This is a genomic window from Dysosmobacter segnis (genome assembly GCF_014297285.1).
In the GTDB taxonomy this organism is placed as follows: domain Bacteria; phylum Bacillota; class Clostridia; order Oscillospirales; family Oscillospiraceae; genus Oscillibacter; species Oscillibacter segnis.
In genome coordinates, this window is sequence record NZ_JACOQI010000002.1 from 73012 (window position 1) to 93682 (window position 20671).

Annotated in this window: 20 protein-coding genes and 1 other annotated feature; of the genes, 4 read left to right on the forward strand and 16 right to left on the reverse strand. The window is 59.0% G+C overall.

The genetic code is table 11. The annotated features are described in order from the left end of the window. Nucleotide 1 precedes the first annotated feature (1 nt). The 9 genes from nadD to H8Z83_RS02630 form a co-directional block, all read right to left on the reverse strand. The gene (gene nadD, locus H8Z83_RS02590; protein ID WP_187013617.1) at nt 2-1198 is read right to left on the reverse strand and encodes a nicotinate (nicotinamide) nucleotide adenylyltransferase; all 1197 of its coding nucleotides are present in this window, start codon (nt 1196-1198) and stop codon (nt 2-4) included. A gap of 34 nt (nt 1199-1232) precedes the next feature. After that, nucleotides 1233-1562: a ribosome assembly RNA-binding protein YhbY gene (gene yhbY, locus H8Z83_RS02595; RefSeq protein ID WP_187013618.1), complete on the reverse strand. Its 330-nt coding sequence runs from the start codon at nt 1560-1562 to the stop codon at nt 1233-1235. 10 nt (nt 1563-1572) lie between these two features. Further along, nucleotides 1573-1797, reverse strand: coding sequence for a hypothetical protein (locus tag H8Z83_RS02600; RefSeq protein ID WP_187013619.1), 225 nt, complete (start codon nt 1795-1797; stop codon nt 1573-1575). A 43-nt stretch (nt 1798-1840) separates the two neighbouring features. Continuing rightward, the gene (locus H8Z83_RS02605) at nt 1841-2431 is read right to left on the reverse strand and encodes an XTP/dITP diphosphatase (RefSeq protein WP_187013620.1); all 591 of its coding nucleotides are present in this window, start codon (nt 2429-2431) and stop codon (nt 1841-1843) included. Next, entirely contained in the window at nt 2431-3153 is a 723-nt protein-coding gene (rph, locus tag H8Z83_RS02610) for a ribonuclease PH (protein ID WP_187013621.1), read from the reverse strand. The genes H8Z83_RS02605 and rph overlap by 1 nt, the downstream gene beginning before the upstream one ends. A gap of 56 nt (nt 3154-3209) precedes the next feature. Beyond that, the gene (gene ftsY / locus H8Z83_RS02615) at nt 3210-4082 is read right to left on the reverse strand and encodes a signal recognition particle-docking protein FtsY (RefSeq protein WP_187013622.1); all 873 of its coding nucleotides are present in this window, start codon (nt 4080-4082) and stop codon (nt 3210-3212) included. Between the two features lie 752 nt (nt 4083-4834). Next, nucleotides 4835-8401: a chromosome segregation protein SMC gene (smc, locus tag H8Z83_RS02620; protein WP_187013623.1), complete on the reverse strand. Its 3567-nt coding sequence runs from the start codon at nt 8399-8401 to the stop codon at nt 4835-4837. Between the two features lie 100 nt (nt 8402-8501). Then, nucleotides 8502-9200, reverse strand: a complete 699-nt coding sequence (locus tag H8Z83_RS02625) for a ClpP family protease (RefSeq protein WP_187013624.1) — start codon at nt 9198-9200, stop codon at nt 8502-8504. Between the two features lie 324 nt (nt 9201-9524). Continuing rightward, nucleotides 9525-11705: a 5'-nucleotidase C-terminal domain-containing protein gene (locus H8Z83_RS02630; protein WP_187013625.1), complete on the reverse strand. Its 2181-nt coding sequence runs from the start codon at nt 11703-11705 to the stop codon at nt 9525-9527. 221 nt (nt 11706-11926) lie between these two features. Here H8Z83_RS02630 and hydA point away from each other — a divergent pair, with 221 nt between their 5' ends. From hydA to H8Z83_RS02645, 3 genes are all read left to right on the forward strand, one after another. Continuing rightward, on the forward strand, nt 11927-13303 hold the full coding sequence (gene hydA, locus H8Z83_RS02635; protein ID WP_187013626.1) for a dihydropyrimidinase: 1377 nt from the start codon (nt 11927-11929) through the stop codon (nt 13301-13303). A 237-nt stretch (nt 13304-13540) separates the two neighbouring features. Then, complete coding sequence (gene nrdG / locus H8Z83_RS02640) at nt 13541-14086, forward strand: anaerobic ribonucleoside-triphosphate reductase activating protein (protein WP_187013627.1); 546 nt, start codon at nt 13541-13543, stop codon at nt 14084-14086. Between the two features lie 17 nt (nt 14087-14103). Next, on the forward strand, nt 14104-14553 hold the full coding sequence (locus tag H8Z83_RS02645; protein ID WP_187013628.1) for a helix-turn-helix domain-containing protein: 450 nt from the start codon (nt 14104-14106) through the stop codon (nt 14551-14553). 44 nt (nt 14554-14597) lie between these two features. On the opposite strand, the gene pyk is transcribed toward H8Z83_RS02645, so the two are convergent. After that, nucleotides 14598-15614, reverse strand: a complete 1017-nt coding sequence (pyk, locus tag H8Z83_RS02650; protein ID WP_243184705.1) for a pyruvate kinase — start codon at nt 15612-15614, stop codon at nt 14598-14600. A gap of 296 nt (nt 15615-15910) precedes the next feature. Between pyk and H8Z83_RS02655 the strand changes: the two genes are divergently transcribed. Next, entirely contained in the window at nt 15911-16945 is a 1035-nt protein-coding gene (locus H8Z83_RS02655; RefSeq protein ID WP_187013629.1) for an endonuclease/exonuclease/phosphatase family protein, read from the forward strand. Nucleotides 16946-17050: 105 nt separating this feature from the next. Here the strand turns inward: H8Z83_RS02655 and rplL are convergent, their stop codons facing one another. The 6 genes from rplL to secE form a co-directional block, all read right to left on the reverse strand. Continuing rightward, the gene (rplL, locus tag H8Z83_RS02660) at nt 17051-17422 is read right to left on the reverse strand and encodes a 50S ribosomal protein L7/L12 (RefSeq protein WP_187013630.1); all 372 of its coding nucleotides are present in this window, start codon (nt 17420-17422) and stop codon (nt 17051-17053) included. A gap of 50 nt (nt 17423-17472) precedes the next feature. Further along, entirely contained in the window at nt 17473-18009 is a 537-nt protein-coding gene (gene rplJ, locus H8Z83_RS02665; protein WP_187013631.1) for a 50S ribosomal protein L10, read from the reverse strand. Nucleotides 18010-18067: 58 nt separating this feature from the next. Continuing rightward, nucleotides 18068-18199 (reverse strand) — a sequence feature (ribosomal protein L10 leader region). Nucleotides 18200-18326: 127 nt separating this feature from the next. Continuing rightward, nucleotides 18327-19019 (reverse strand): 50S ribosomal protein L1, encoded by a 693-nt coding sequence (gene rplA, locus H8Z83_RS02670; RefSeq protein ID WP_187013632.1) that lies wholly within the window; start codon nt 19017-19019, stop codon nt 18327-18329. A gap of 358 nt (nt 19020-19377) precedes the next feature. Continuing rightward, nucleotides 19378-19803, reverse strand: coding sequence for a 50S ribosomal protein L11 (gene rplK, locus H8Z83_RS02675; RefSeq protein ID WP_187013633.1), 426 nt, complete (start codon nt 19801-19803; stop codon nt 19378-19380). A gap of 103 nt (nt 19804-19906) precedes the next feature. After that, nucleotides 19907-20431 carry a transcription termination/antitermination protein NusG gene (nusG, locus tag H8Z83_RS02680; protein ID WP_187013634.1) on the reverse strand — a complete coding sequence of 175 codons (525 nt, stop codon included), beginning with the start codon at nt 20429-20431 and terminating at the stop codon, nt 19907-19909. 11 nt (nt 20432-20442) lie between these two features. Then, nucleotides 20443-20652 carry a preprotein translocase subunit SecE gene (gene secE, locus H8Z83_RS02685; RefSeq protein WP_187013635.1) on the reverse strand — a complete coding sequence of 70 codons (210 nt, stop codon included), beginning with the start codon at nt 20650-20652 and terminating at the stop codon, nt 20443-20445. Nucleotides 20653-20671: the final 19 nt, after the last annotated feature.

Consider the following 20671-nt stretch of genomic DNA (forward strand, 5'->3'; position numbering starts at 1 on the left):
TTTATCTCTTTCCTTTCAGCCAGTCGCGCGCCTCCATTGTAGCGTGGTGGACGGGATTTCCCATTTCCGTCATCTCGTCGATGGTCATTTCCAGTCCCATCAACATTCCTCGATCCAGATCCTCATACACACATGCCCGTAAATCGTTTACACCGGGGAAATCCCGGGAGGGCTCAATATAATCCGCCAGATAGATGATCTTTTCCAGCAGCGTCATGTCCGCGTGGCCGGTGGTGTGCCACCAGATCGCCCGGTAGATCTCATCGTCCACACCGAACACCTCCCGCGCGATGGCCGCGCCGGTCTTAGCGTGAAGCAGCTTCAGCGCCTTCTGCTCCAGCTCGTCCAGCTCGATGCCGTACTGACGGCACAGGGCCAGCTGCTCCGGCATATCCAGCTTCTTCGTGCAGTCGTGGAGCAGCGCCGCTACACGGGCCTTCTCCACATCCGCGCCGTAGCGGATCGCTAACCGGATGGCCTCCTGCTCCGTCCCCAGCACATGGGGGATGCGCTTGTACTTCAGATAGCTGAGGGCCACCGGACGCAGCTGAGAAAGCGTCAAGCTTTTCAGGTTTACATCCGCTCCGTACAAATGGTTTCGCAGAATATAGCCGTACACCGCCGGGGGCAGCAGGTTCTCCCCCGTCCCGGATGCCAGCCGCTCCCGCAGCTCCGTGGAGGAAATGTCGATGACGCCAGGGACCGTCAGGGTAAAGATCCGGGCCTCCGGGTAGAGACGGTACAGCTTGTCCCGCTGGGCGGAAAACTGCGGTTCCATGTCCGCCTTTGTCCGGCCGAAGGCGGCGATCCCCGCAAGGGATGCGATCTTCTCCGGCTCATGCCACGTTTCAAAGCTGAGGAACATATCTGTCCCCATCAGCAGCCACAATTCATCCTCCGGGAATTGCGCTTTCAGCTCCGCCAGCGTGTCGGAGGTAAAGCTCTTTCCCGCCCGGCGCACCTCCATATCCAGCGTTTCCACCTTGCTCCCAAGGCCCAGCTGCTCCCCCGCCATGCGGGTCATTTCCAGCCGCTGCTCCGCCGTGGCGCTGCCTGCGGGCAGATCCTTGTGGGGCGGGATGCTGGCGGGGATCAGCAGCAGCTTGTCCAGTTTCAGCGTGGCGATCACGGCCGCCGCCGCCGTCAGATGCCCCAGATGGGGCGGGTTGAAGGTTCCTCCGTAAATACCGATTTTCAAGAAAATTCCATCTCCTGTTTCAACGCAATTTTCCTTACGCCTGCCGCTTTTTTGACGGCTTCACCAGCTGGATACGCTTCTCTCTGGGCTTGCTGTGGCTCTCCCGGTACAGCACGAACTTGGTGCCGATCACCTGCACCACCTCGCTGCGGGTGGCCTTCGCCAGTTCCTGGGCCGCCAGGCGGGCGTCATACTCCATATTGTTCTCCAAAACCCGGCCCTTGATGAGCTCCCGGGCCTCCAGCGCGTCGTCGGTCTGCTTGACGAGGTTCTCCCCGATGCCATCCTTGCCAATGTGGATGATGGTGTCGATGGTGTTGGCCAGCCCTCGCAGCTGGGCTCTCTGTTTGCTTGTCAGTTCCATAAAATTCCTTTCATTGGGCCGCTCCCGCCCAGTATTTTTTTGCTTTTTCCAAATCTTCCTCCCGCAGCCATTCCTCGGAAAAGCCGCAGGCACAGCAGATATACCGGTCCACCGGAGCACTTTGAAATCCCCGTATCACAAAATTCTGCGTATTGTCCATGGTGCTCCTGACTCCGCCGGGGACCCGCACAACATCCGCTCCTCCGCACTTGGGGCACACACCTGTCTCTTTCATAAGGCAGTTCCTCCTTTTTGGAATGGTTCTGCTGTTTAGACGGTTATTTCTTCAAATAAGTTTCCAATTTCGCGGTAAATTCCCGGAGGGCTTTGCCCCGGTGGGAGATCTCCGCCTTTTCCTCTTGGGTCAGCTGTGCAAAGGTCTTTGCCTTGTCAGGCACGAAGAATACGGGGTCATAGCCGAAACCGCCCTCCCCCATGGGGGCAAAAGCGATGGTGCCGGGAGCCTGCCCCTCGGCGGTGATGGTGTCCCCATTGGGGAAGGCACAGGCAATGGCGCAGGTAAAATGAGCCGCCCGGGTGGTCTGCCCCCGCATAGTTTGCAGCAGCAGCATATACCGTCCCCTGTCATCCAGCCCCTCGCCGCCGTACCGGGCGGAGTACACACCGGGGCCGCCGTTGAGGGCGTCCACGCACAGGCCGGAATCGTCAGCGATGGCGGGCAGCTTCGCCAGCTCGCAAATGGCCTTGGCCTTCAGCATGGCATTCTCCGCGAAGGTGCTCCCGGTCTCCTCCACGTCCACAGTGATCCCCAGTTCCTTGGGACTTACTACCTCCACACCGAACTGGCCCAGAATGGCCCTCATTTCCCGGATCTTATTGGGATTATGGGTCGCTAATACAAATTTCATCACAGTGCTCCTCCCAGCGCTTCCTTCTGAATTTTCAGCAGTTCCCGGTTGCCCTTGGCGCACAGCCGTACCAGCTCCTGCTGCTCCGTCAGGGTGAAGGCACGGCCCTCGCCGGTGCCCTGCAATTCAATGATCTCGCCCAGTTCATTCATCACGCAGTTCAGGTCCACCTGAGCCCGGCTGTCCTCGCTGTACTGGAGGTCCAGCAGCACCTGCTCGTCCACGATGCCGGCAGACACGCCAGTGACAAAGTGGCGGATGGGCGTGGAGCCCAGATAGCCCTCCTCCACCAGCTTTCGGCAGGCAAGCGCCAGCGCCACAAAGCCGCCGGTGACAGAAGCGGTGCGGGTACCGCCGTCGCCCTGAAGCACGTCGCAGTCGATGTTGATGGTCCGCTCGCCCAGTGCCTTCATATCCACCGCTGCCCGCAGGCTGCGGCCCACCAGCCGCTGGATCTCAGCGCTGCGGGGGCTGAGCTTCAGCTTGGAGATGTCCCGCTTGCTGCGCTCCCGGTTGGCCCTGGGCAGCATGGAATACTCCGCCGTGACCCAGCCCTCGCCCTCTGCCACATGGGGCGGGGTCTTGTCCTCGATGCTGGCGCAGCAGAGCACCTTGGTGTCGCCGCACTCAATAAGGCAGCTCCCCTCCGGGAACTTCACAAAATCCGTGGTGATTTTAATGGGGCGCAGCTCATCATACGCCCGTCCATCCTGTCTGGTCATAGTCATTCCTCATTTCAAAATTTCTGCAAAGCCGGCTGGATCGCCGCTTTGCTTTGTCAGATGATGGCCTTCACATAGTCTTCGGCATCGAAAGGTTTCAGATCGTCGATGCCCTCGCCCACTCCCGCAAACTTCACAGGTACGCCCAGCTCCCGGGCGATGGCGATGACGATGCCGCCCTTGGCAGTACCGTCCAGCTTGGTCAGGACGATGCCCGTCAGTCCCGCCGTCTCTTTGAAGGTCCGGGCCTGGATCAGGCCGTTCTGGCCGGTGGTGGCGTCCAGCACCAGCAGCGTCTCCCGGTCGCATCCGGGACACTCCCGGTCGATGATCTTGGACAGCTTTGCCAGCTCCGCCATCAGATTTGCCTTGTTGTGGAGCCGTCCGGCGGTGTCGCACAGCACCACATCCACGTTCCGGGCCTTAGCAGCCTGAAGTGCGTCGAACAGTACGGCGCCGGGGTCCGCGCCCTCGTACTGCCGGACGATCTCGCATCCGGCCCGCTCTGCCCAGATCTCCAACTGGTCGGCGGCGGCGGCGCGGAAGGTATCGGCGGCGCACAGCATCACCCGTTTGCCCTGCTTTTTCAGGCTGGCGGCGATCTTTCCGATGGAGGTGGTCTTGCCCACACCGTTGACGCCGATGAAGATGCAGACGCTGGGCTTCGTGTCCAGCTTCATTGCGGTGTCTCCCACCTCCATCTCTGCCATCAGGATCTCCCGCAGGCCCTCCCGGACGGCCTCCTGGCTTTGCAGATGTTCTTTACGAACCTTGGTGCGCAGCTTCTCCACGGCGTCCGTGGCAGCGTCCACGCCAAGATCTGCCATGATGAGGGTCTCCTCCAGCTCCTCGAAGAAGGCCTCGTCCGCCTCGGTGAAGCCGGAGAATAAATTGCTGGTGATTTTTTTCAGCTTGTCAAAAAAGCCCATCGTAAACTCCTTTTTTCATGCGGTTTCCCGCATTTTTTGAACCTTCATTTCCTGCTCCTACGGAGGGATGTGGCGAACCGCCGCAGGGATGCAGCAAGGTGCCGCTTTGCGGCTCTGGAAGGCATGGTGATACCATGCAAGATTGAATCCCCATTTTCTTTTCCTCTTGCGGAAAAGAAAACGGCCATTCATGGTCAAAAGAAAAGACGCTGAGGGATGATTTGACACCTCTGTGTCAAATCACCCGAAACGGGGGCTGCCCGTCACGCACTGCCGACCAAATTTGGAAATCTCCTACCGGCTGCGCTATACTCAAATCTCAAATCAGTACGTCCCCGCACCAGAAAGTCCGCCGCATACCGGTGTTCCAAACAGGACACTCTCTGCCCCTCTTTCCGCTGCCGCTCGCATGTAGCACCAGGTAGTGCGTAGCGAAGCGGAACGCACGGGACTGTTGCAGAAAGCCTTTCAGGTTTGCAGCCCGGTAAATACCCTGCTTCCAAATGTGGGGAAGCACTCGGCTCTTTGCGGACTTTCAGCGCAGCCGGCAGAAGGTTTCCGGATTTTGGCGGCAGTCCGTACCGACTGCTCCTTCGTATGGGTGAGTTGGCCGCTTCGATGGTCAACTCATCCCTGACATTTTTTCTTTTCCACCATGCACGGCGCATTTTCTTTTTGATGTCTCAAAAAGAAAATGGGGGGTGCATCCTCTGTGGACCACAGTCTCTGCGGGAGCAGAAAAATTCCCGTACTTACTGAATCTTCAATTCCTTCGCCATATCGTTCAGATTGATGGTCAAGATCTTACTGACCCCCTGCTCCTGCATGGTGACGCCATACAGCACGTCGGCGGCCTCCATGGTGCCCCGGCGGTGGGTGATGACGATGAACTGGGTCTTATCCGCCAGCGTCCGCATATAACGGGCCGTGCGAACCACGTTGGCCTCGTCCAGCGCCGCCTCGATCTCGTCCATAATGCAGAACGGGGTGGGGTGCACCTTCAAAATGGCAAAATATAACGCAATGGCCACGAACGCCTTCTCGCCGCCGGAGAGCAGCGAAATGGTTTTCAGGGCCTTACCGGGGGGCTGGGCCTTGATCTCGATGCCGCAGTCCAGAATGTGCTCCGGGTCCTCCAGTTCCAGCTTGGCCTGACCGCCGCCGAACAGCTCCACGAAGGTCTGTTCAAAGCTTTCGCTGAGCAATTTGAACTGCTGGCCGAAAATGTCAGTCATCTGGGAGGTGATCTCCCCGATGATGCCGGTCAGCTCGCCCTTGGCCTTTTCCACATCGTTCCGCTGATCCGTCAAGTAAGTGTACCGGCCATTGACCCGCTCAAACTCGTCGATGGCGCCTACATTGATGGTGCCGAGGCCGTTGATCTCCCGTTTCAGCTCCGCTACCCGGCGGGACGCCTTGGGTACGCTTTCCAGCTCGATCCGCTGGGCCTGAGCGTCAGAATGGTTCAGCTCGTAGGTCTCCCACAGCTTGTCCAAGATCTGCTTTTCCTCCATGGCGGAGGTGGTTAGCTTCGTTTCCAGTCTGCTGGCGGCCCGTTCCAGATTCAGGAGCGTTTCGTTCATCTCCTGACCGGCGCGGCTCTTGGCGGTGCGTTCCGCCTCCAGTGCGATCTTTTCCTGACTGATCCCCGCCAGCCGCTCCGAGATCACGGCGCTCTGTGCCTTCAGCTGTGCCTGTTCCGCTCTCCGCTGGCCGATCTCGGTCTGAGCCGCCTCAATCTGCCGCTGATACTGGGCCAAGGCCGCTTCCTTCTGGCTTCGGTCACCGGACAGCTCCGCTGCCAGCGCTCGCAGATCGGCGGCACGGCGCAGCGCCCCCTCCCGGTTGGCGTCGATGGCGGCCAGCTCCGCCTTGTGGGCGGCGATAGCCTCAGACAGTTGCCCGGACTGGGCCAGCAGCTCGCTCTGCCCGGATAGGATGGCCTCCGCCTGTACGCGGCAGCTGGCTGCCTCACCTTCCCGGTCCGCCACGGTCTGCTCTGCCGCCGCGTTTCTGACCTCGTTTTCCTGAATACGGCCGTCGATGGCCTCGATTTCGCCGGTGAGATTTTCCACGCTCTCCCGCAAATTGGAAAGCAGCATATCAAACTGATTCTTCACGCCCTGCAGCCGCAGGACCTCGTCCTCGGCGGCGCGGCGCTGGGTCTCGGCGGTGGTCAGCTCGTACTGAGCTGCGTCCAGCTCCCGGCGGGAGGCTTCCTCCGCAGCCTTGGCCTCCTCCAATTTCCGGTGCATCTCCGATGCCCGGCCATTCAGCCGTTCCAGCTCCGCCGCGCGGCTCAGCACACCGGCGCTGCGGCTGGTAGAGCCGCCGGTCATGGAGCCGCCCCGGTTGATGACCTGTCCGTCCAGCGTCACGATGCGAAAGGCGTTGCGGTACTTCCGGGCCATGGCAATGCCGCAGTCCAGATCCTCCGCAATCACCGTTTTTCCCAGAAGGCTGTTAAAAATTTGCGTATACTTAGGGTCGAAGCGCACCAACCGGGACGCCACGCCCACAAAACCGAACTCGTTCTCCACGCCCCGCTCCCGAAGTTCCTCTCCCCGGATGGCGGTGAGGGGCAGGAAGGTGGCACGGCCGCCCTCCCGCTGCTTCAGGAAGGCGATGGCGCTCTTGGCGTCCTCCTCCCGGTCCACTACGATGTTCTGCAAACCGGCACCCAAAGCGATCTCTATGGCAAGGGAATACTTGCCGTCGGTCTTCATCAGACCCGCCACCGGGCCGTGGATGCCCCGGAGGTTGTTCTGGGCCTGACAGACCAGCTTGACAGCCTTGTTGAAGCCCTCGTAGTCCTTTTCCATTTCCGTCAGCAGACGGATGCGGTTATCCAGCGCGCCCACATCCATGGTGAGCTTCACTCTGGCTTCGGCAGCGGCGTCGGCCTTCTTCTTCCGCTCCTCCATCCGCAGGGTATGTCCGCTGATGATGTTGGCGGCAGCCTCCGCGTCCTCTTGTGCGTCCTCCAAGGCCCGGCGGTTAGCTTTTGCCTCCCGCCCCTGTTCCTCTAACTGACGCTCCGCGGTCTCCTTATCCGCCAGCGCCGCCATGCGGCGGGATCTGATCTGCTCCGTCTCCGCCCGGATGGCGGCGGCCTCCGCACGGGCGTCTGCGGCAGCGGCAATGGCGATGGCCTCTTTACCTCGGAAAGCCTCTGCCTCCGCGGCGGCGCCTCCCGCCTGCTCCGACGCAGCCTGAGCCTGAGCCAGCAGCTTGTCCAGTTCCGCATTCAGCGCGGCGGCCTGCTGCTCCAACTCTGTCGCTTGGGCGTCCTGTTCCGCTGCCTGGACCTCATAGCCCCCGGTGCGGCTCTCTGATTCCTCCAGTTCGCTTTTTGCTCGTTCAATATTCTCCGTCAGATGGCTGATGGTGCTTTCCAGCACCGCCACGGCGGAATCCTGCTCCGCTGTCCGGGCGTCCAGCTGGGCGGCTTCAGTCCGCAGACCCTCCGCCTCCATGTCCTTTTCCTGCATCCGCTGGCCAAACTGCTCGTTTTCCGCGAACAGTGCGTCCATGCGGGACCGGGCCTCGTCCCGTTCCTGTTCCGCGTTCCGCAGGTCGATCTCAATCTTCCGGGCGTTGGCCTTCAACGCGTCCAGATTTTCCAGCCACAGGGAGATCTCCAACAGGCGCATCTCGTCCCGGAGGACCAGATATTTTTTCGCTGTCTCCGCCTGCATCCGCAGCGGCTCTACCTGAAGCTCCAGCTCCGCGATCTTATCGTTGATCCGCACCAGATTTTCCTCTGTGCGTTCCAGCTTCCGCTCCGCTTCTTCCTTCCGGTGGCGGTACTTGGAAATACCTGCCGCCTCCTCGAAGATCTCCCGGCGGTCCGTGCTCTTGGTGGAGAGGATCTCATCCACCCGGCCCTGACCTACGATGGAATAGCCCTCCCGGCCCATGCCGGTGTCCATAAACAGCTCCGTCATGTCCTTCAGTCGGACGGACTGGCGGTTGATGTAATACTCGCTCTCTCCGCTGCGGTAATACCGCCGGGTGACGGCCACCTCAGACTCGTCCATAGATGGGAACAGATGACCGGTGTTGTCCAGCACCAGCGTCACCTGAGCAAAGCCCACCGGGGCGCGTTTTTCCGTGCCGCCGAAGATCACGTCCTCCATTTTGCCGCCCCGGAGGGCCTTGCTGGACTGCTCGCCCATGACCCAGCGGATGGCGTCAGAAATGTTGGACTTGCCGGAGCCGTTAGGCCCCACGATGGCCGTAATATCCTCACCGAAGTTCAGGACCGTCTTATCAGGGAAGGATTTGAAGCCCTGCACCTCCAGTGCTTTTAAGTACATCTATGTCTCACCTCGATCTACACCCATATACTTTGAACATACTTTAACTAAGATACTATACCAGAAAAGCGCACTTATTTCAATAGGAAAACGAGGGGTGTCACCCCCTCGTTTCGTTCATTTTCCGATAGAGCCAGTCCAATCCTTCCCGCAATCCGCCCAGCTGGTCGATGATCCCCAGATGCACCGCCTCCTCACCGTAGATCACGCTGCCCACATCCGCCGCCATGTCATCCTTTGCCAGCATGAGGGCCTGAAACTTCTCCGCCGAGATCCGGCTGTGTCCCGCCACAAAGGCCACGATCCGCTCCTGAAGCCGCTGAAAATAGTTGTAGGTCTGGGGCGCAGCGATGACCGTTCCGCTCATCCGCACGGGATGGATGGTCATGGCGGCGGAGGGCACCGCAAAGCTCCGCTGGGCCGCCACCGCCAATGGGACGCCAATGGAATGGCTGCCCCCTAAAACGATGGCCGCCGTGGGCTTGGTCAGTCCGGCGATCAGCTCCGCGATGGCCAGTCCCGCCTCCACATCACCGCCCACGGTGTTCAGCAGAAATAAAATACCGTCTACCTCCCGGCTCTCCTCCAGCTTCGCCAGCAGAGGCAGCATGTGCTCATACTGGGTGGTTTTCGTGCCGTTGGGCGCCGCCGTGTGCCCCTCGATCTGTCCGATGATGGCCAGCGTATAAACGGTTCCGTGGGCGGTTTTTGTCATGGCGGAGCCGAAATCTACTACGTTCTGGTTCACCTGACTCCCTTCCCGCTCCTCCGTCGCCTTTGTCTCCTTGTCCTTCTCCATTGCGATCCCTCACTTTCCCCGTTAGTCTCCGCAGGAAAGCGCCGGCCTATGCGCCGGAACGAAAAAGAGAGCCGCAGAGATAAAATCTCTGCGGCTCTGAGACTGTCGATAAAGTAGTAAGTTCTCCGCGACGGTAAGGAAGGGTGTGCGCGGGAAACCCAAGAGGGGTGTCCCGCGCCATTAAAATCCTAAGTTTTCAGAACTTTTATGAAGTTCTGAAAACTTGCTCAGCGGGGAGAAAAGAATTTTTCGACACGCTGAGAGCCGCAGAGATAAAATCTCTGCGGCTCTTTTGGAAATCAATGTGTGTTTTACGTCTGAAAATCAGGCAGCCTTGGGCATCATCTCGGCAGCAGGGATCACCTTCATGCAGAAGTTGGCCAGGAATTCTGCCACGTTGTAGCGAGGCGCCGCGGCGCGGGGCGTCAGGGTCTTTTCAGCCGCCAGAACGCCGGAGCCGACAGCCCACTGCATCGCGGGGATGGCATACTCGCCAACCTCACCCACGTCCTCGAAGGAGAGGATATTGGTATCCTCGCCCACAGACACATCATAACCCATGAACTGTGCGTAGCGATACAGGATGGTCAGGAACTGCTGACGGGAAATGGCCTGTGCCGGGGCAAAGGTCGTCTCGGTGATGCCGTTGGTCAGCTTGTTCTCGGCTGCCCAGGCGATGGCCTTGACGAAGGGAGAGGTAGCGGCCACATCGCCGAAGGGATTGGCGTTCTTGGGCTCGGGAGAGCCGTTCATCCGCCACAGCACCGTGACCATCTGGCCCCGGGTGATGGTGTTGTTGGGCATGAACATCGTATCCGTGACGCCCTTGAAGATATTGTTCTCATAGCAGTACTTCACCGCGCTGTAATAGGCGGCGGAAGGATCCACATCCGTAAAGGGCAGGCCCTTGATGATGGTGATGCGGTCACCGGCCTCGCCGTAATTCTCAGCGGACACAACGCCCTTCAGCTCGGTCTTAACATAATCCATCACGACCTCGTCCATGGGGATACCCAGATCGTAGTTGACGGAAGCGGTCTTGAAGGCGTAATAGGTATCGCCGCCGGCAGCCAGGAAGTCATTGGTAGCGATGGTGTAGACCGTTCTGAGGTTGAAGGCCTTGCCGCCAACGGACTGGATCGTAACACGGCGGATGGTCTTGGGTGCGTGGTAGGTGGAGCCTTCATACACATCGCCCGCGTCATAGGTCTTGGTGCCGTCAATGGTGTAGACGATGCCGCTGACCTGGGGGAAGCCGCCGATGGAATCCGGCGTGCAGTAGGTCGAAGCCTCCAGAGCCTCCAGCAGCTCCGCGCCGGTGACCTTCACGATGCTCAGTGTGTTGCCGAAGGGCAGCACGGTGTTGATGTCCTTCTTGGTAATATCGCCCTTCTTGATGGTGGCCCGGATGCCGCCGCCGTTGGTGACAGCCGCGTCCACCTTGGTGCCGTTCTTGCCTGCGCCCCAAACCAGCGCATCGGTGATGAGGTCACCCAGATTGGTCTCGTGGGTCCGGACATTGGCCTTCACGCCGTCCAGCTCCACCTTGGTCTTGGCGAACACGGTGCCGTAGTCGTCGTCAATTTCCTTCTGGATAGCGGCGGCTCTGGCAGCCACGTCCTTATCCTCGGCAGTCATGCCCTCGGTAGGAGCGCTCATAGCCGTGACCTTGCCCTTGGGGCTGATGGTCACAACGCCAACGCTGGCCAGCTTGGTGCCGGTGGACGTGAGGAGGGTGCCGTTGACCTTGCCGTCCTTGTCGGTCACTTCGGCAATGTCCTTCATGGTGGAGTGGGAGTGTCCGTCAATGAATACGTCGATACCGTCCACAACATTCAGCAGGTCCGTGGAGCGGTTGCCAATGGATTCCTTATCGATGCCCAGATGGCCCAGGCAGATGATGTAATCGCAGCCGTCCGCCTTCAGGGAGTCCACCTGCGCCTGTGCGCAGTCAAACATGGACTTGTCGCCCAGAATGGTCACGCCCTTGATCTTAGCGGGGTGTGCCTTGGTTGGGGTCTCAGGGGTCTCCAGACCGAACACGCCGATCTTGACGCCGGACGGCGTAGTGAAGATCTGGTTGGCGTTGAATGCCACCTTCCCCTGATAGAGCACGTTGGCTGCCACAATTGGGAACTTGGCTTCCTTGGAGAGATTCACCAGATTGTCATAGCCGTAGTCGAACTCGTGGTTGCCAAGGGTCGTGACGTCATACCCGGCCATGTTCATCAGTTCAACAGCCGTTTTACCCTGAGAAACGCTGACCGTGGGATCGCCCTGGCAGAAGTCGCCGGCGTCCATCAGCAGGACATAGGCGCCCTCAGCCTCATAGGCTTTCTTCAAGGCCGCCACCTTGGCATAGCCGGAAATAGCGCCGTGCACATCGTTGGTGTGCAGCACCACTACATAGCCGTCCATCTCGCCCTTGGTCTCGTCCGCAGAGACTGTGACCGTCAGGGAGAAGATCATAGCCAATGCCAGCAGCACAGACAGGAACTTCTTCATTCGCAAAGACCTCCTTTTTATTTAGGGCGGTACAATTTGCAAGCGAGTCCCGCCCTGCTATGTCCAAATTATACCATATCGACCTTTGGTTGCAACTACTATTTGTAAATTTTTGTGTTTTATCCGGTCAATTCTCCGTCAGCTCTCCCCCATTGTCCCTCTGGTTTTTTTCGGAAAACCGTGCTATACTGACGACAGAATCTAATCTGGAGGTGCTTTATATGCGTACGCTGTTCAAGGGCGGTACCGTCATCACCGGCCGGGGGCCCAAGCGGGCCGACGTGCTGGTGGAGGGTGAAAAGGTCAGGCAGGTGGGCCGTCTGATCCTCACTCCGGCAGACCGGACGGTGGATGTGGAGGGCTGTCTCCTGTTCCCCGGCTTTATTGACGCCCACACCCACTTTGATCTGGACGTCTGCAACACCACCACGGCGGACGATTTCACCACCGGCAGCCGTGCGGCTCTGAAGGGCGGCACTACCACCGTCATCGACTTCGCCTGTCCCAACAAGGGTGAAAGTCTGCAATACGGTCTGGATCTCTGGCATCAAAAAGCGGACGGCCGCACCTTCTGCGACTACGGCTTCCACATGACCATCGACGATTGGAACGAATCCATCCGGGCGGAGCTGCCGGAGATGTTCCGCCAGGGCGTGTCCTCCTTCAAGATGTATATGACTTACCCCGCCATGATGGTGGGGGACCGGGATATGTACTGGGCCTTGAAGGAGCTGCGTCACCTGGGCGGTATCTGCGGTGTCCACTGTGAGAACGCCGGCGTCATCGACGGTATGATCGCTGAGAAAAAGGCCGCCGGGCTGATGGGTCCCTCCAGTCATCCGGAGACCCGTCCTCCCTATCTGGAGGCTGAGGCCATCAGCCGCCTTCTGCGGATCGCCCAGGCGGCGGACTGCCCGGTGGTCATCGTCCACCTGACCAACGAGGAGGCTCTCAAGGAGGTGGAGCACGCCCGGAAGCGGGGCCAGAAGGTCTATGTGGAGACCTGTCCCCAGTACCTGCTGCTGGACGAGAGCGTTTATTACGCTCCCGACTACTCTCAGGCGGCCCGGTACATCTGCGCGCCCCCCATCCGGGAAAAGGCCAATCAGGAGGTTCTGTGGCGGGGCCTGCGCCGCGGCGAGATCCAGACGATCTCCACCGACCACTGCTCCTTCACGCTGGCACAGAAGGACGCGGGCCGGGAGGACTTCACCAAGATCCCCGGCGGTCTCCCCGGTGTGGAGACCCGAGGCGAGTTGATCTATTCCTACGGCGTGGCCGCCAAGAAGCTCTCTCTGGCCCAGATGTGCCGGGTGCTGAGTGAGAACCCCGCCAAGCTGTACGGTCTCTATCCCCGCAAGGGCGTTCTGGCCCCCGGCAGCGATGCCGACATCGTGGTCTACGATCCCGGTGACAGCCATGTGATCCGTGCGGAGGACTGCGTCGCCAACGTGGACTACAACCCCTACGAGGGCTTTGTCACCGCAGGCGGCATCCGGGAGGTCTGGCTCCGTGGCCGCAAGACCATGGAGAACGGCAAGGTGCTGGACACCGTCCCGGCAGGCATGTATCTGGCCCGTGGAAAATGCGATCTGTAACACCATTCCTGTGAAGGATTATCGCTTTATATCGTATTGAATTCAACAGTTTTCGTTTATTTTTGCAAAAAATCCCGCAGTTTGTCCCGTGTTTCCCACGATTGCATTTCTTTTTATTCTTTGCTATAATACGGCTGTTGAAGAGACTGCCAGACGGTTTTCTTTACTTGAAATTCAGCGGATCATCCAAAAGCAGGGGCGGTGGACCGCCCCTGTTTCACCGCGGGGAGGTATTGTATGCACTACGGTGAGATCAAAAACTGCGATATTGCCAATGGCGAGGGCGTCCGGGTCACGCTGTTCGTCTCCGGCTGCACCAACCACTGTGAGCACTGCTTTCAGCCCCAGACCTGGGACTTTGACTATGGTCAGCCCTTCACATCAGAAACAGAGCAGCAGCTTTTAGACCTGCTGGCCCCCTCTTACATTCAGGGACTGACCCTGCTGGGCGGCGAGCCCTTCGAACCGGAAAATCAACGGGTACTGGTCCCCTTTGTCCGCCGGGTGCGGGAAACCTACCCGCAAAAGACCGTGTGGGCCTTCTCCGGGTTCACACTGGAGGAGCTGCGGACCGAGGGCAGCCATCCCCGCTGCGAGGCGACGGACGAGCTGCTGTCCATGCTGGACGTGCTGGTGGACGGCCGCTTTGTGGAGGCCTTGAAGGACATCTCCCTGCGGTTCCGGGGCTCCAGCAATCAACGACTCATCGACATGAAAAAAACACTGGCATCAGGCGAGATCGTCCTGCTGCCGGATCTGGACCGGAAACCCGGTCAAGCATAAGGAGGAATCATCCCATCATGGTAACTATGGCACAGAGGATCGAAGCACTTCGGACGGAAAAGGGCCTCAGCCGCCCCGCGCTGGCGGCGGCGCTGGGACTGCCCCGCCTGTCCATCGAAAAGTTTGAGACCGGCCGCCAGACGCCCTCTCAGGAGCAGCAGCAAAAGCTGGCAGGGGCCTTCGGCGTGTCCCTCCCCTATCTCCGGGGCGAGACCGACGATCCCACCAGTATGGACAACTGGCTCAGCGGTGCCGTCCCCCAGGAGGACGTAGTGCTGCCCAAGGCCGTCCGGAAGGCAACAGCCGCTGTAGTGGCCCAGTCCGGCGACAGCAGCAAGAGCGACGGTGCCGTGTTCAGCGCCCTGCTGAAAAGCGACTCCTTCAAGGCGTTGGTGCGGGAGACCGTACTGGACGTCTTAAAATCCCCCGAAGGACAGGCCCTGTTGGCAAAAGCCGCCAAAAAGTAAAAAAACAGCCCCGAATCTGCCTGCAAACAGATTCGGGGCCGTTTTTATCCCTCTCGCAGAAATCGCTCTGCGGCTTGGACCGTATTGCTGAGATACCGGATGACCTCCACCGGCCACTTTCCCACCGCCGTTTCTCCGGTGACCATCACCGCAGCGGCGCCGTCTGCCACAGCGTTGAAAATATCGCTGACCTCCGCCCGGGTGGGCACCGGATTCTGCTCCATAGACGCCAGCATCTGCGTCACCACCATGAATGGCTTCCCTGCCTTGCGGCATTGGGCCTCGATCCGCTTCTGGGCCGCCGACAGCTCCCACAGGGGCATGGCATTCCCCAGATCCCCTCTGGCAATGACGATCTCATCCGCCGTTTCCAGAAATTCCGGGAGCCGTTCCAGCCCTGTCTGGTTTTCAATCTTGGCGAACAGCCGGATATTCGCTCCGCCGTTTTCATCCAACGCCTGCCGGACGGTTTCCAGATCCCGTCGGCTGCGCACAAAGGGCTGCATAACGCCGGTGACACCGCAGGACGCCGCAACGCGGATATTCTCCACATCGGATGCCGTCATCGTCGGCGGTTCCAGATCCGCTCCCGGCAGAGCCAGACTCTTTCTTCCCCGCAGAACGCCGCCCCGAAGGACCTCTGCCACCGCGCCGGTCTCAGTCTGCTCCGTGACCCGCAACAACAGCTTGCCGTCATCCAAAAGCACCTCCTGTCCGGGCAATAGCGCAGGAATCGCAATCTCCGGCAAGGGAATTCCCTTGCCGCCTAATTCAAATACTTCACCCTCATTCAGCGTCAGCGGCTCCGCCAATACGCCTACCCGCAGCTCCGGTCCCTGCATATCAATGAGCAGCTCCGCCTGCTTTCCGCAGCGCTGCGCCGCCTTATGCAGTGCATCCACCTGATCCGCCGCCTGAGCCAGCGTCACATGGGAGAGGTTCAGCCGGATGCCGGTCATCCCGGCCCGGAACATGGCTTCCAGCGTCTCCACGTCCGCACAGGCCGGTCCGATGGTCCCGTAGATCTGCCGTGCGGAGGGCTGTTCTTTCATTGCGGTCATAATGCCTCCTCAATGTTTTTTTCCAATATACCACATTCCGCCCCAAAAAGGAAGCCTTGGCAGCTCTATCCCCAAGTGGCTTGTGCATCTGTCTAAACTTGTCCGCTATTTTTGACTATTTCGGAGAATTTTCAGATTCTTCTTGACCTTCTCCGTGAATCTTGTTAATCTAATGTCGTAAACGTTTACACATGTTGCGTTTTTCGTCTGTGCTACCCTTTTATTTTGTGGTCCGCAGACTTGCTCCAAGCCCTTCCCTACCGTAAAATTTTGCAGGAAAAGGAGTTAATGAATACATGCAAGGTATCCCGCTGAATGAACGCAAGCGTCTGGGGGCGCTGTTAGATGACCGGCCGCAGACGGAGGTCATGGCCATGATCCCCCAGTTTTCCCAGGCGGAGACTGATAACTTTGTCGCGCCGCCCGCACAGATCCCGGAGGCCCTGGGCGTCCTGATGTTCAACATGGAACGGGGCGTGAACCTGCCGGAAATTCAGGAATTTCTGCGGGATTGCCCGGATATTCAGCCCTTTGACGTGATCCTGGCCAACGAGCTGGATGACGGCTGCGCCCGCTCCGGCAACAAGAACACCGCCCGTGAACTGGCACAGGCGTTTGGTTTGAACTACGCCTGGGGCCTTGAATTCATCGAGCTGGTGAATGATGAAAACGCCAAGGGCTTCCATGGCAACGCTGTTTTCTCCCGCTGGCCCATCCGCCGTGCCGGTGTGATCCGTCTGCCCGAGCAGTATAACTGGTACTTCGACCGCCAGAAGCGCATCGGCGGACGGCTGGCCGTCTTTGCGGAGCTGGACGTAGGCGGACAACCGGTGGGCGCTGTGTCCATCCACTTGGAAAACCGCACCCACGGCGAGGGCCGCAAGGCCCAGATGGCCGCCATTCTGGAGGCCGTCCGCAAGGAGCTGCCCGATATGCCCCTGATCTTAGGCGGCGATCTGAACACCAACACCTTCGATGGCCGGGCCAAGGAGGACATCGGCGCCATCGCGGCCGATCCCGCTCTGCGCCGCCGCTGCTTAGAGGATGTGGGCAGCTTTGAGCCTCTGCTGCCCCTGTGCGCTGCCGACGGCTACGAGATCGTTCCGAAGGAGCCCCGTCTCACCCGCCGCAAGCCCCTGCCCAACGGCGATTCCCTGCCCCTGCGTCTGGACTGGATCCTGCTGAAGGGCGTCACCGCGTCGGAAAGCCGGATGATCTCCACCGCCAAGGAGGATCTCACCTATGCCAAGCCTGGCTCCGCTCTGGAACGCTTTCAGGGGGCAGAGCTGTCGGACCACAATGCCGTCTGGGCCATGTGCCGCCTTCGCTGATTTTTTCTGCAAAAGTGAGCTTTTTCCCTCGAAAAACACGTTTCAAGCTGCAAAAAAGCTCCGTGTCCATGGACACGGAGCTTTTTATGTTACGGAAAGTCTTGCTTACTTCAGCTCGACCTTGCCGCCGGCCTCTTCGATCTGCTTCTTCAGAGCCTCGGCCTCGTCCTTGCTGACAGCTTCCTTCAGAGTGGAAGGAGCGCCCTCGACGGTAGCCTTAGCCTCAGCCAGGCCCTGGCCGGTGATCTCGCGGACAACCTTGATGACCTTGATCTTGGCAGCAGCGTCAAAGCCGGTCAGGACCACGTCGAAATCGGTCTTCTCCTCAGCAGCGGGAGCAGCAGCACCAGCAGCGGGAGCAGCCATAGCAGCGGCGGAAACGCCGAACTCTTCCTCCAGAGCGTGAACCAGCTCGGACAGTTCCAGAACAGTGAGACCCTTGATCTCTTCGATCATAGCGGTAACTTTCTCAGACATTGTATTTGCCTCCTAATAGTTATTTTTGTTTGTGTGGGATGTGCGCTGAATTATTCAGCGGCGGGAGCTTCGGCAGCAGCCTCTTCAGCAGGAGCGCCGTTCTTCTCGGCGATCTGCTTCAGGACAACAGCCAGACCGGTAATGGGAGCCAGCATGGTACCCAGAACCTGAGCCTGCAGGACAGGCAGAGCGGGAATAGAAGCCAGAGACTGAATGGTGGCCAGATCGACGGGCTTGCCGTCCATGAAGCCGCCCTTGATCTCGAACTTGCCGTCCAGCTTCTTGGCGTAATCGGCCATGACGCGGGCGGGAGCCACGGGATCATCAGCCAGAGCCAGAGAAGTGGTGCCGTTCAGCAGATCATCCAGATCGTTCAGGCCAGTGTTGTTGAAAGCAAAGCGCAGCAGGGTGTTCTTCACAACCGCATAATCCACGCCGCCCTCACGGCACTCCTTACGCAGAGCGGTGTCTTCCTCAACGGTAATACCCTTGTAGTCGACGATGACGCCTGCGGTAGCCTTCTGGATCTTCTCGGTCAGCTCGGCAACGATTGCCTGCTTCTCGGAAAGGACCTTTGCGTTAGGCATACTTGGTTTCACCTCCATGAGAATTTGCGGCGGACCTCCGTCCGCCCGGGTCAGAGGCGTTCAAAAAGGAACTGTCCTCATGCCGAAAGACATGAGGACAGAAAAGCATCATCAAAATGATTTTGCCATCCTCGGCAGGACTTACGGGGTCTCCCCCACCTGCTGTCTTTGGAACGCGACTGTTATTATATCAAACTTTGGCATAATGTCAAGCATTTTCCCAAAATTTAATATCATTTTCCGTTTTCGCAGAAGGAACATCTCCGTTCCCTCCGTTCAGCGGGATTGAATGAGGGATCTCTCCCCTCTTTCAGCTCTTAGACCAGCTTTGCAGTGTTCATCTTCACGCCGGGGCCCATGGTAGTGGCGGCGACGCAGCTCTTGATATACTGGCCCTTGGCGCTGGCGGGCTTGGCCTTCACAATGGCGCCCATCAGAGCGTTGTAGTTGTCCATCAGCTTCTCGGGGCCGAAGGAAACCTTACCGATGGGGCAGTGGATGATGTTGGTCTTGTCCAGACGATACTCGATCTTACCGGCCTTGGACTCCTGAACGGCCTTGGCCACATCGGGGGTCACGGTGCCGGCCTTGGGAGAGGGCATCAAACCCTTGGGGCCCAGCACCTTACCGAGACGGCCAACCACACCCATCATGTCGGGGCTGGCGATGACCACGTCGAAATCAAACCAGTTTTCCTTCTGGATCTTCTCCACCATGTCCATATCGCCCACATAGTCGGCGCCGGCCTCACGGGCAGCGTCAGCCTTGTCGCCCTTGGCGAACACCAGCACGCGGACAGTCTTGCCGGTGCCGTGGGGCAGCACGATGGCGCCGCGGACCTGCTGGTCAGCGTGACGGGAGTCAACGCCCAGCTTCACGTGGAGCTCGACGGTCTCGTCGAACTTGGCCTTGGCGGTCTTGCAGATGAGGTCCATGCCCTCAGCGGCTTCATACTGAGCGCTCTTATCGATCAGCTTGGCGCTCTCCTGATATTTCTTGCCTCTAAACAATGTTATTCCTCCTCATAGTGGTTCTTCGGAACTTAGTCCTCCCACTGTATCGAGCGGTCTTTGACCGCTCGGCTGTTGTGACCATCAATTGACACGGGCGAATACGGTTTTGGCGGGCAGAAATCCCCCCATGCTTCCGCAGAGCCCTTGGCAATACACCCTGTATTCCCTGCGGGCTTTTTGTCACCTGGACGCATTTCTGCTCCGGCAAAACTGCCCGCACCTGTCAGCGATGGATATTCGAGTGATTTTTGACTTTTGAGATGATGACGAGCTGACGCCCGTCAAGGCGGAAAGGGCAAAAAGCGCCGGAAAGACGCACTGACAGGCGTGTTTGCCCTTGTTAATTGATGGTCTGTTAGTCGCCGACCACAACGCCCATGGAACGGGCGGTACCGGCAACCATGCTCATAGCGGCCTCCAGGCTGCCGGCGTTCAGGTCGCGCATCTTCATCTCAGCGATCTTCTGAACGGAAGCCTTGGAAATAGTGGCGACCTTGTTCTTGTTGGGGACGCCGGAACCAGACTCGATGTTGCACTCCTTCTTGATCAGGACGGCCGCGGGGGGCGTCTTGGTGATGAAGGAGAAGGAACGGTCAGCGTACACGGTGATGACAACGGGAATGATGAGACCCATGTCATTCTTGGTGCGCTCGTTGAATTCCTTCGTGAAAGCAGCGATGTTCACGCCATGCTGGCCCAGAGCGGGGCCAACCGGGGGAGCGGGAGTCGCCTTGCCTGCGGGGATCTGCAGTTTTACATAACCAGTAATCTTCTGTGCCACGGAGTAGCACCTCCTAAATCATAGATGTGGTGGCGGACGATGTCCGTCTTTGGCGGGGCCGATGGTCCCTCCCACTGTTTGCCGGGAATCCCGGCGGGAAAAATCAGTTCAGGACTTCCACCTGATCCAGCTCCAGTTCCACGGGGGTCTCGCGACCGAACATGGAAACCATGACGCTGACCTGATTCTTTTCGGGTTCGATGTCTTCCACAACGCCAGTGAAGCTGGCCAAGGGGCCATCCACGATACGAACATGGTCGCCGACGTTGTAGCCCACGACGATCTCGTGCTTTTCCATGCCCATGGCAAGCACCTCTTCCTCCGTCAGGGGGATGGGCTTGTTGGCAGTACCGACAAAACCGGTGACGCCGCGGACATTCCGCACCAGATGCCAGGTGTCATCCGTCATGACCATTTTGATAAGCACATAACCGGGGAACACCTTGCGCTCGACTTCTTTCGCCTCGCCGGACTCGCTGACCTCTTTTACGGTCTCCACGGGGATCTCCATTCGCAGGATCATATCCTCCATGCCCCGTCCGTTGACGAATTTCTCAATGCTGGTCTTAACGGCGTTTTCATAACCGGAATAGGTATGGATCACATACCACTTCGCGTTTTCCGACATTGCGGCACTCCTTAACCCTGAAACAGGCTCAGGATCGCCTGGATCAAAGAGTAGGCCACGCCGTCAAAGATCCAGATGCACGCGCCGATGAGCAGGGAGCACAGCAGCACGGTACCGGTGTTCTTGACCACGGTCTTCTGATTGGGCCAGGTGACTTTTTTCAATTCGCTTTTCATTTCGCGGAACCAGGCTCCGCGGCTCTTCTTCGCTTCTTCTGCCATAATTCTACACGCCCTTTCT

What these genes read in the sequence shown, in the direction of transcription:
- H8Z83_RS02600 (WP_187013619.1), bottom strand. Translation starts at nt 1,797, where the DNA reads ATGAAAGAGACAGGTGTGTGCCCCAAGTGCGGAGGAGCGGATGTTGTG.
- secE (WP_187013635.1), bottom strand. Translation starts at nt 20,652, where the DNA reads ATGGCAGAAGAAGCGAAGAAGAGCCGCGGAGCCTGGTTCCGCGAAATG.
- H8Z83_RS02645 (WP_187013628.1), top strand. Translation starts at nt 14,104, where the DNA reads ATGGTAACTATGGCACAGAGGATCGAAGCACTTCGGACGGAAAAGGGC.
- nusG (WP_187013634.1), bottom strand. Translation starts at nt 20,431, where the DNA reads ATGTCGGAAAACGCGAAGTGGTATGTGATCCATACCTATTCCGGTTAT.
- H8Z83_RS02625 (WP_187013624.1), bottom strand. Translation starts at nt 9,200, where the DNA reads ATGGAGAAGGACAAGGAGACAAAGGCGACGGAGGAGCGGGAAGGGAGT.
- H8Z83_RS02605 (WP_187013620.1), bottom strand. Translation starts at nt 2,431, where the DNA reads ATGAAATTTGTATTAGCGACCCATAATCCCAATAAGATCCGGGAAATG.
- hydA (WP_187013626.1), top strand. Translation starts at nt 11,927, where the DNA reads ATGCGTACGCTGTTCAAGGGCGGTACCGTCATCACCGGCCGGGGGCCC.
- H8Z83_RS02655 (WP_187013629.1), top strand. Translation starts at nt 15,911, where the DNA reads ATGCAAGGTATCCCGCTGAATGAACGCAAGCGTCTGGGGGCGCTGTTA.
- nrdG (WP_187013627.1), top strand. Translation starts at nt 13,541, where the DNA reads ATGCACTACGGTGAGATCAAAAACTGCGATATTGCCAATGGCGAGGGC.
- ftsY (WP_187013622.1), bottom strand. Translation starts at nt 4,082, where the DNA reads ATGGGCTTTTTTGACAAGCTGAAAAAAATCACCAGCAATTTATTCTCC.
- pyk (WP_243184705.1), bottom strand. Translation starts at nt 15,614, where the DNA reads ATGACCGCAATGAAAGAACAGCCCTCCGCACGGCAGATCTACGGGACC.
- rplJ (WP_187013631.1), bottom strand. Translation starts at nt 18,009, where the DNA reads ATGCCTAACGCAAAGGTCCTTTCCGAGAAGCAGGCAATCGTTGCCGAG.
- smc (WP_187013623.1), bottom strand. Translation starts at nt 8,401, where the DNA reads ATGTACTTAAAAGCACTGGAGGTGCAGGGCTTCAAATCCTTCCCTGAT.
- rplL (WP_187013630.1), bottom strand. Translation starts at nt 17,422, where the DNA reads ATGTCTGAGAAAGTTACCGCTATGATCGAAGAGATCAAGGGTCTCACT.
- yhbY (WP_187013618.1), bottom strand. Translation starts at nt 1,562, where the DNA reads ATGGAACTGACAAGCAAACAGAGAGCCCAGCTGCGAGGGCTGGCCAAC.
- rph (WP_187013621.1), bottom strand. Translation starts at nt 3,153, where the DNA reads ATGACCAGACAGGATGGACGGGCGTATGATGAGCTGCGCCCCATTAAA.
- H8Z83_RS02630 (WP_187013625.1), bottom strand. Translation starts at nt 11,705, where the DNA reads ATGAAGAAGTTCCTGTCTGTGCTGCTGGCATTGGCTATGATCTTCTCC.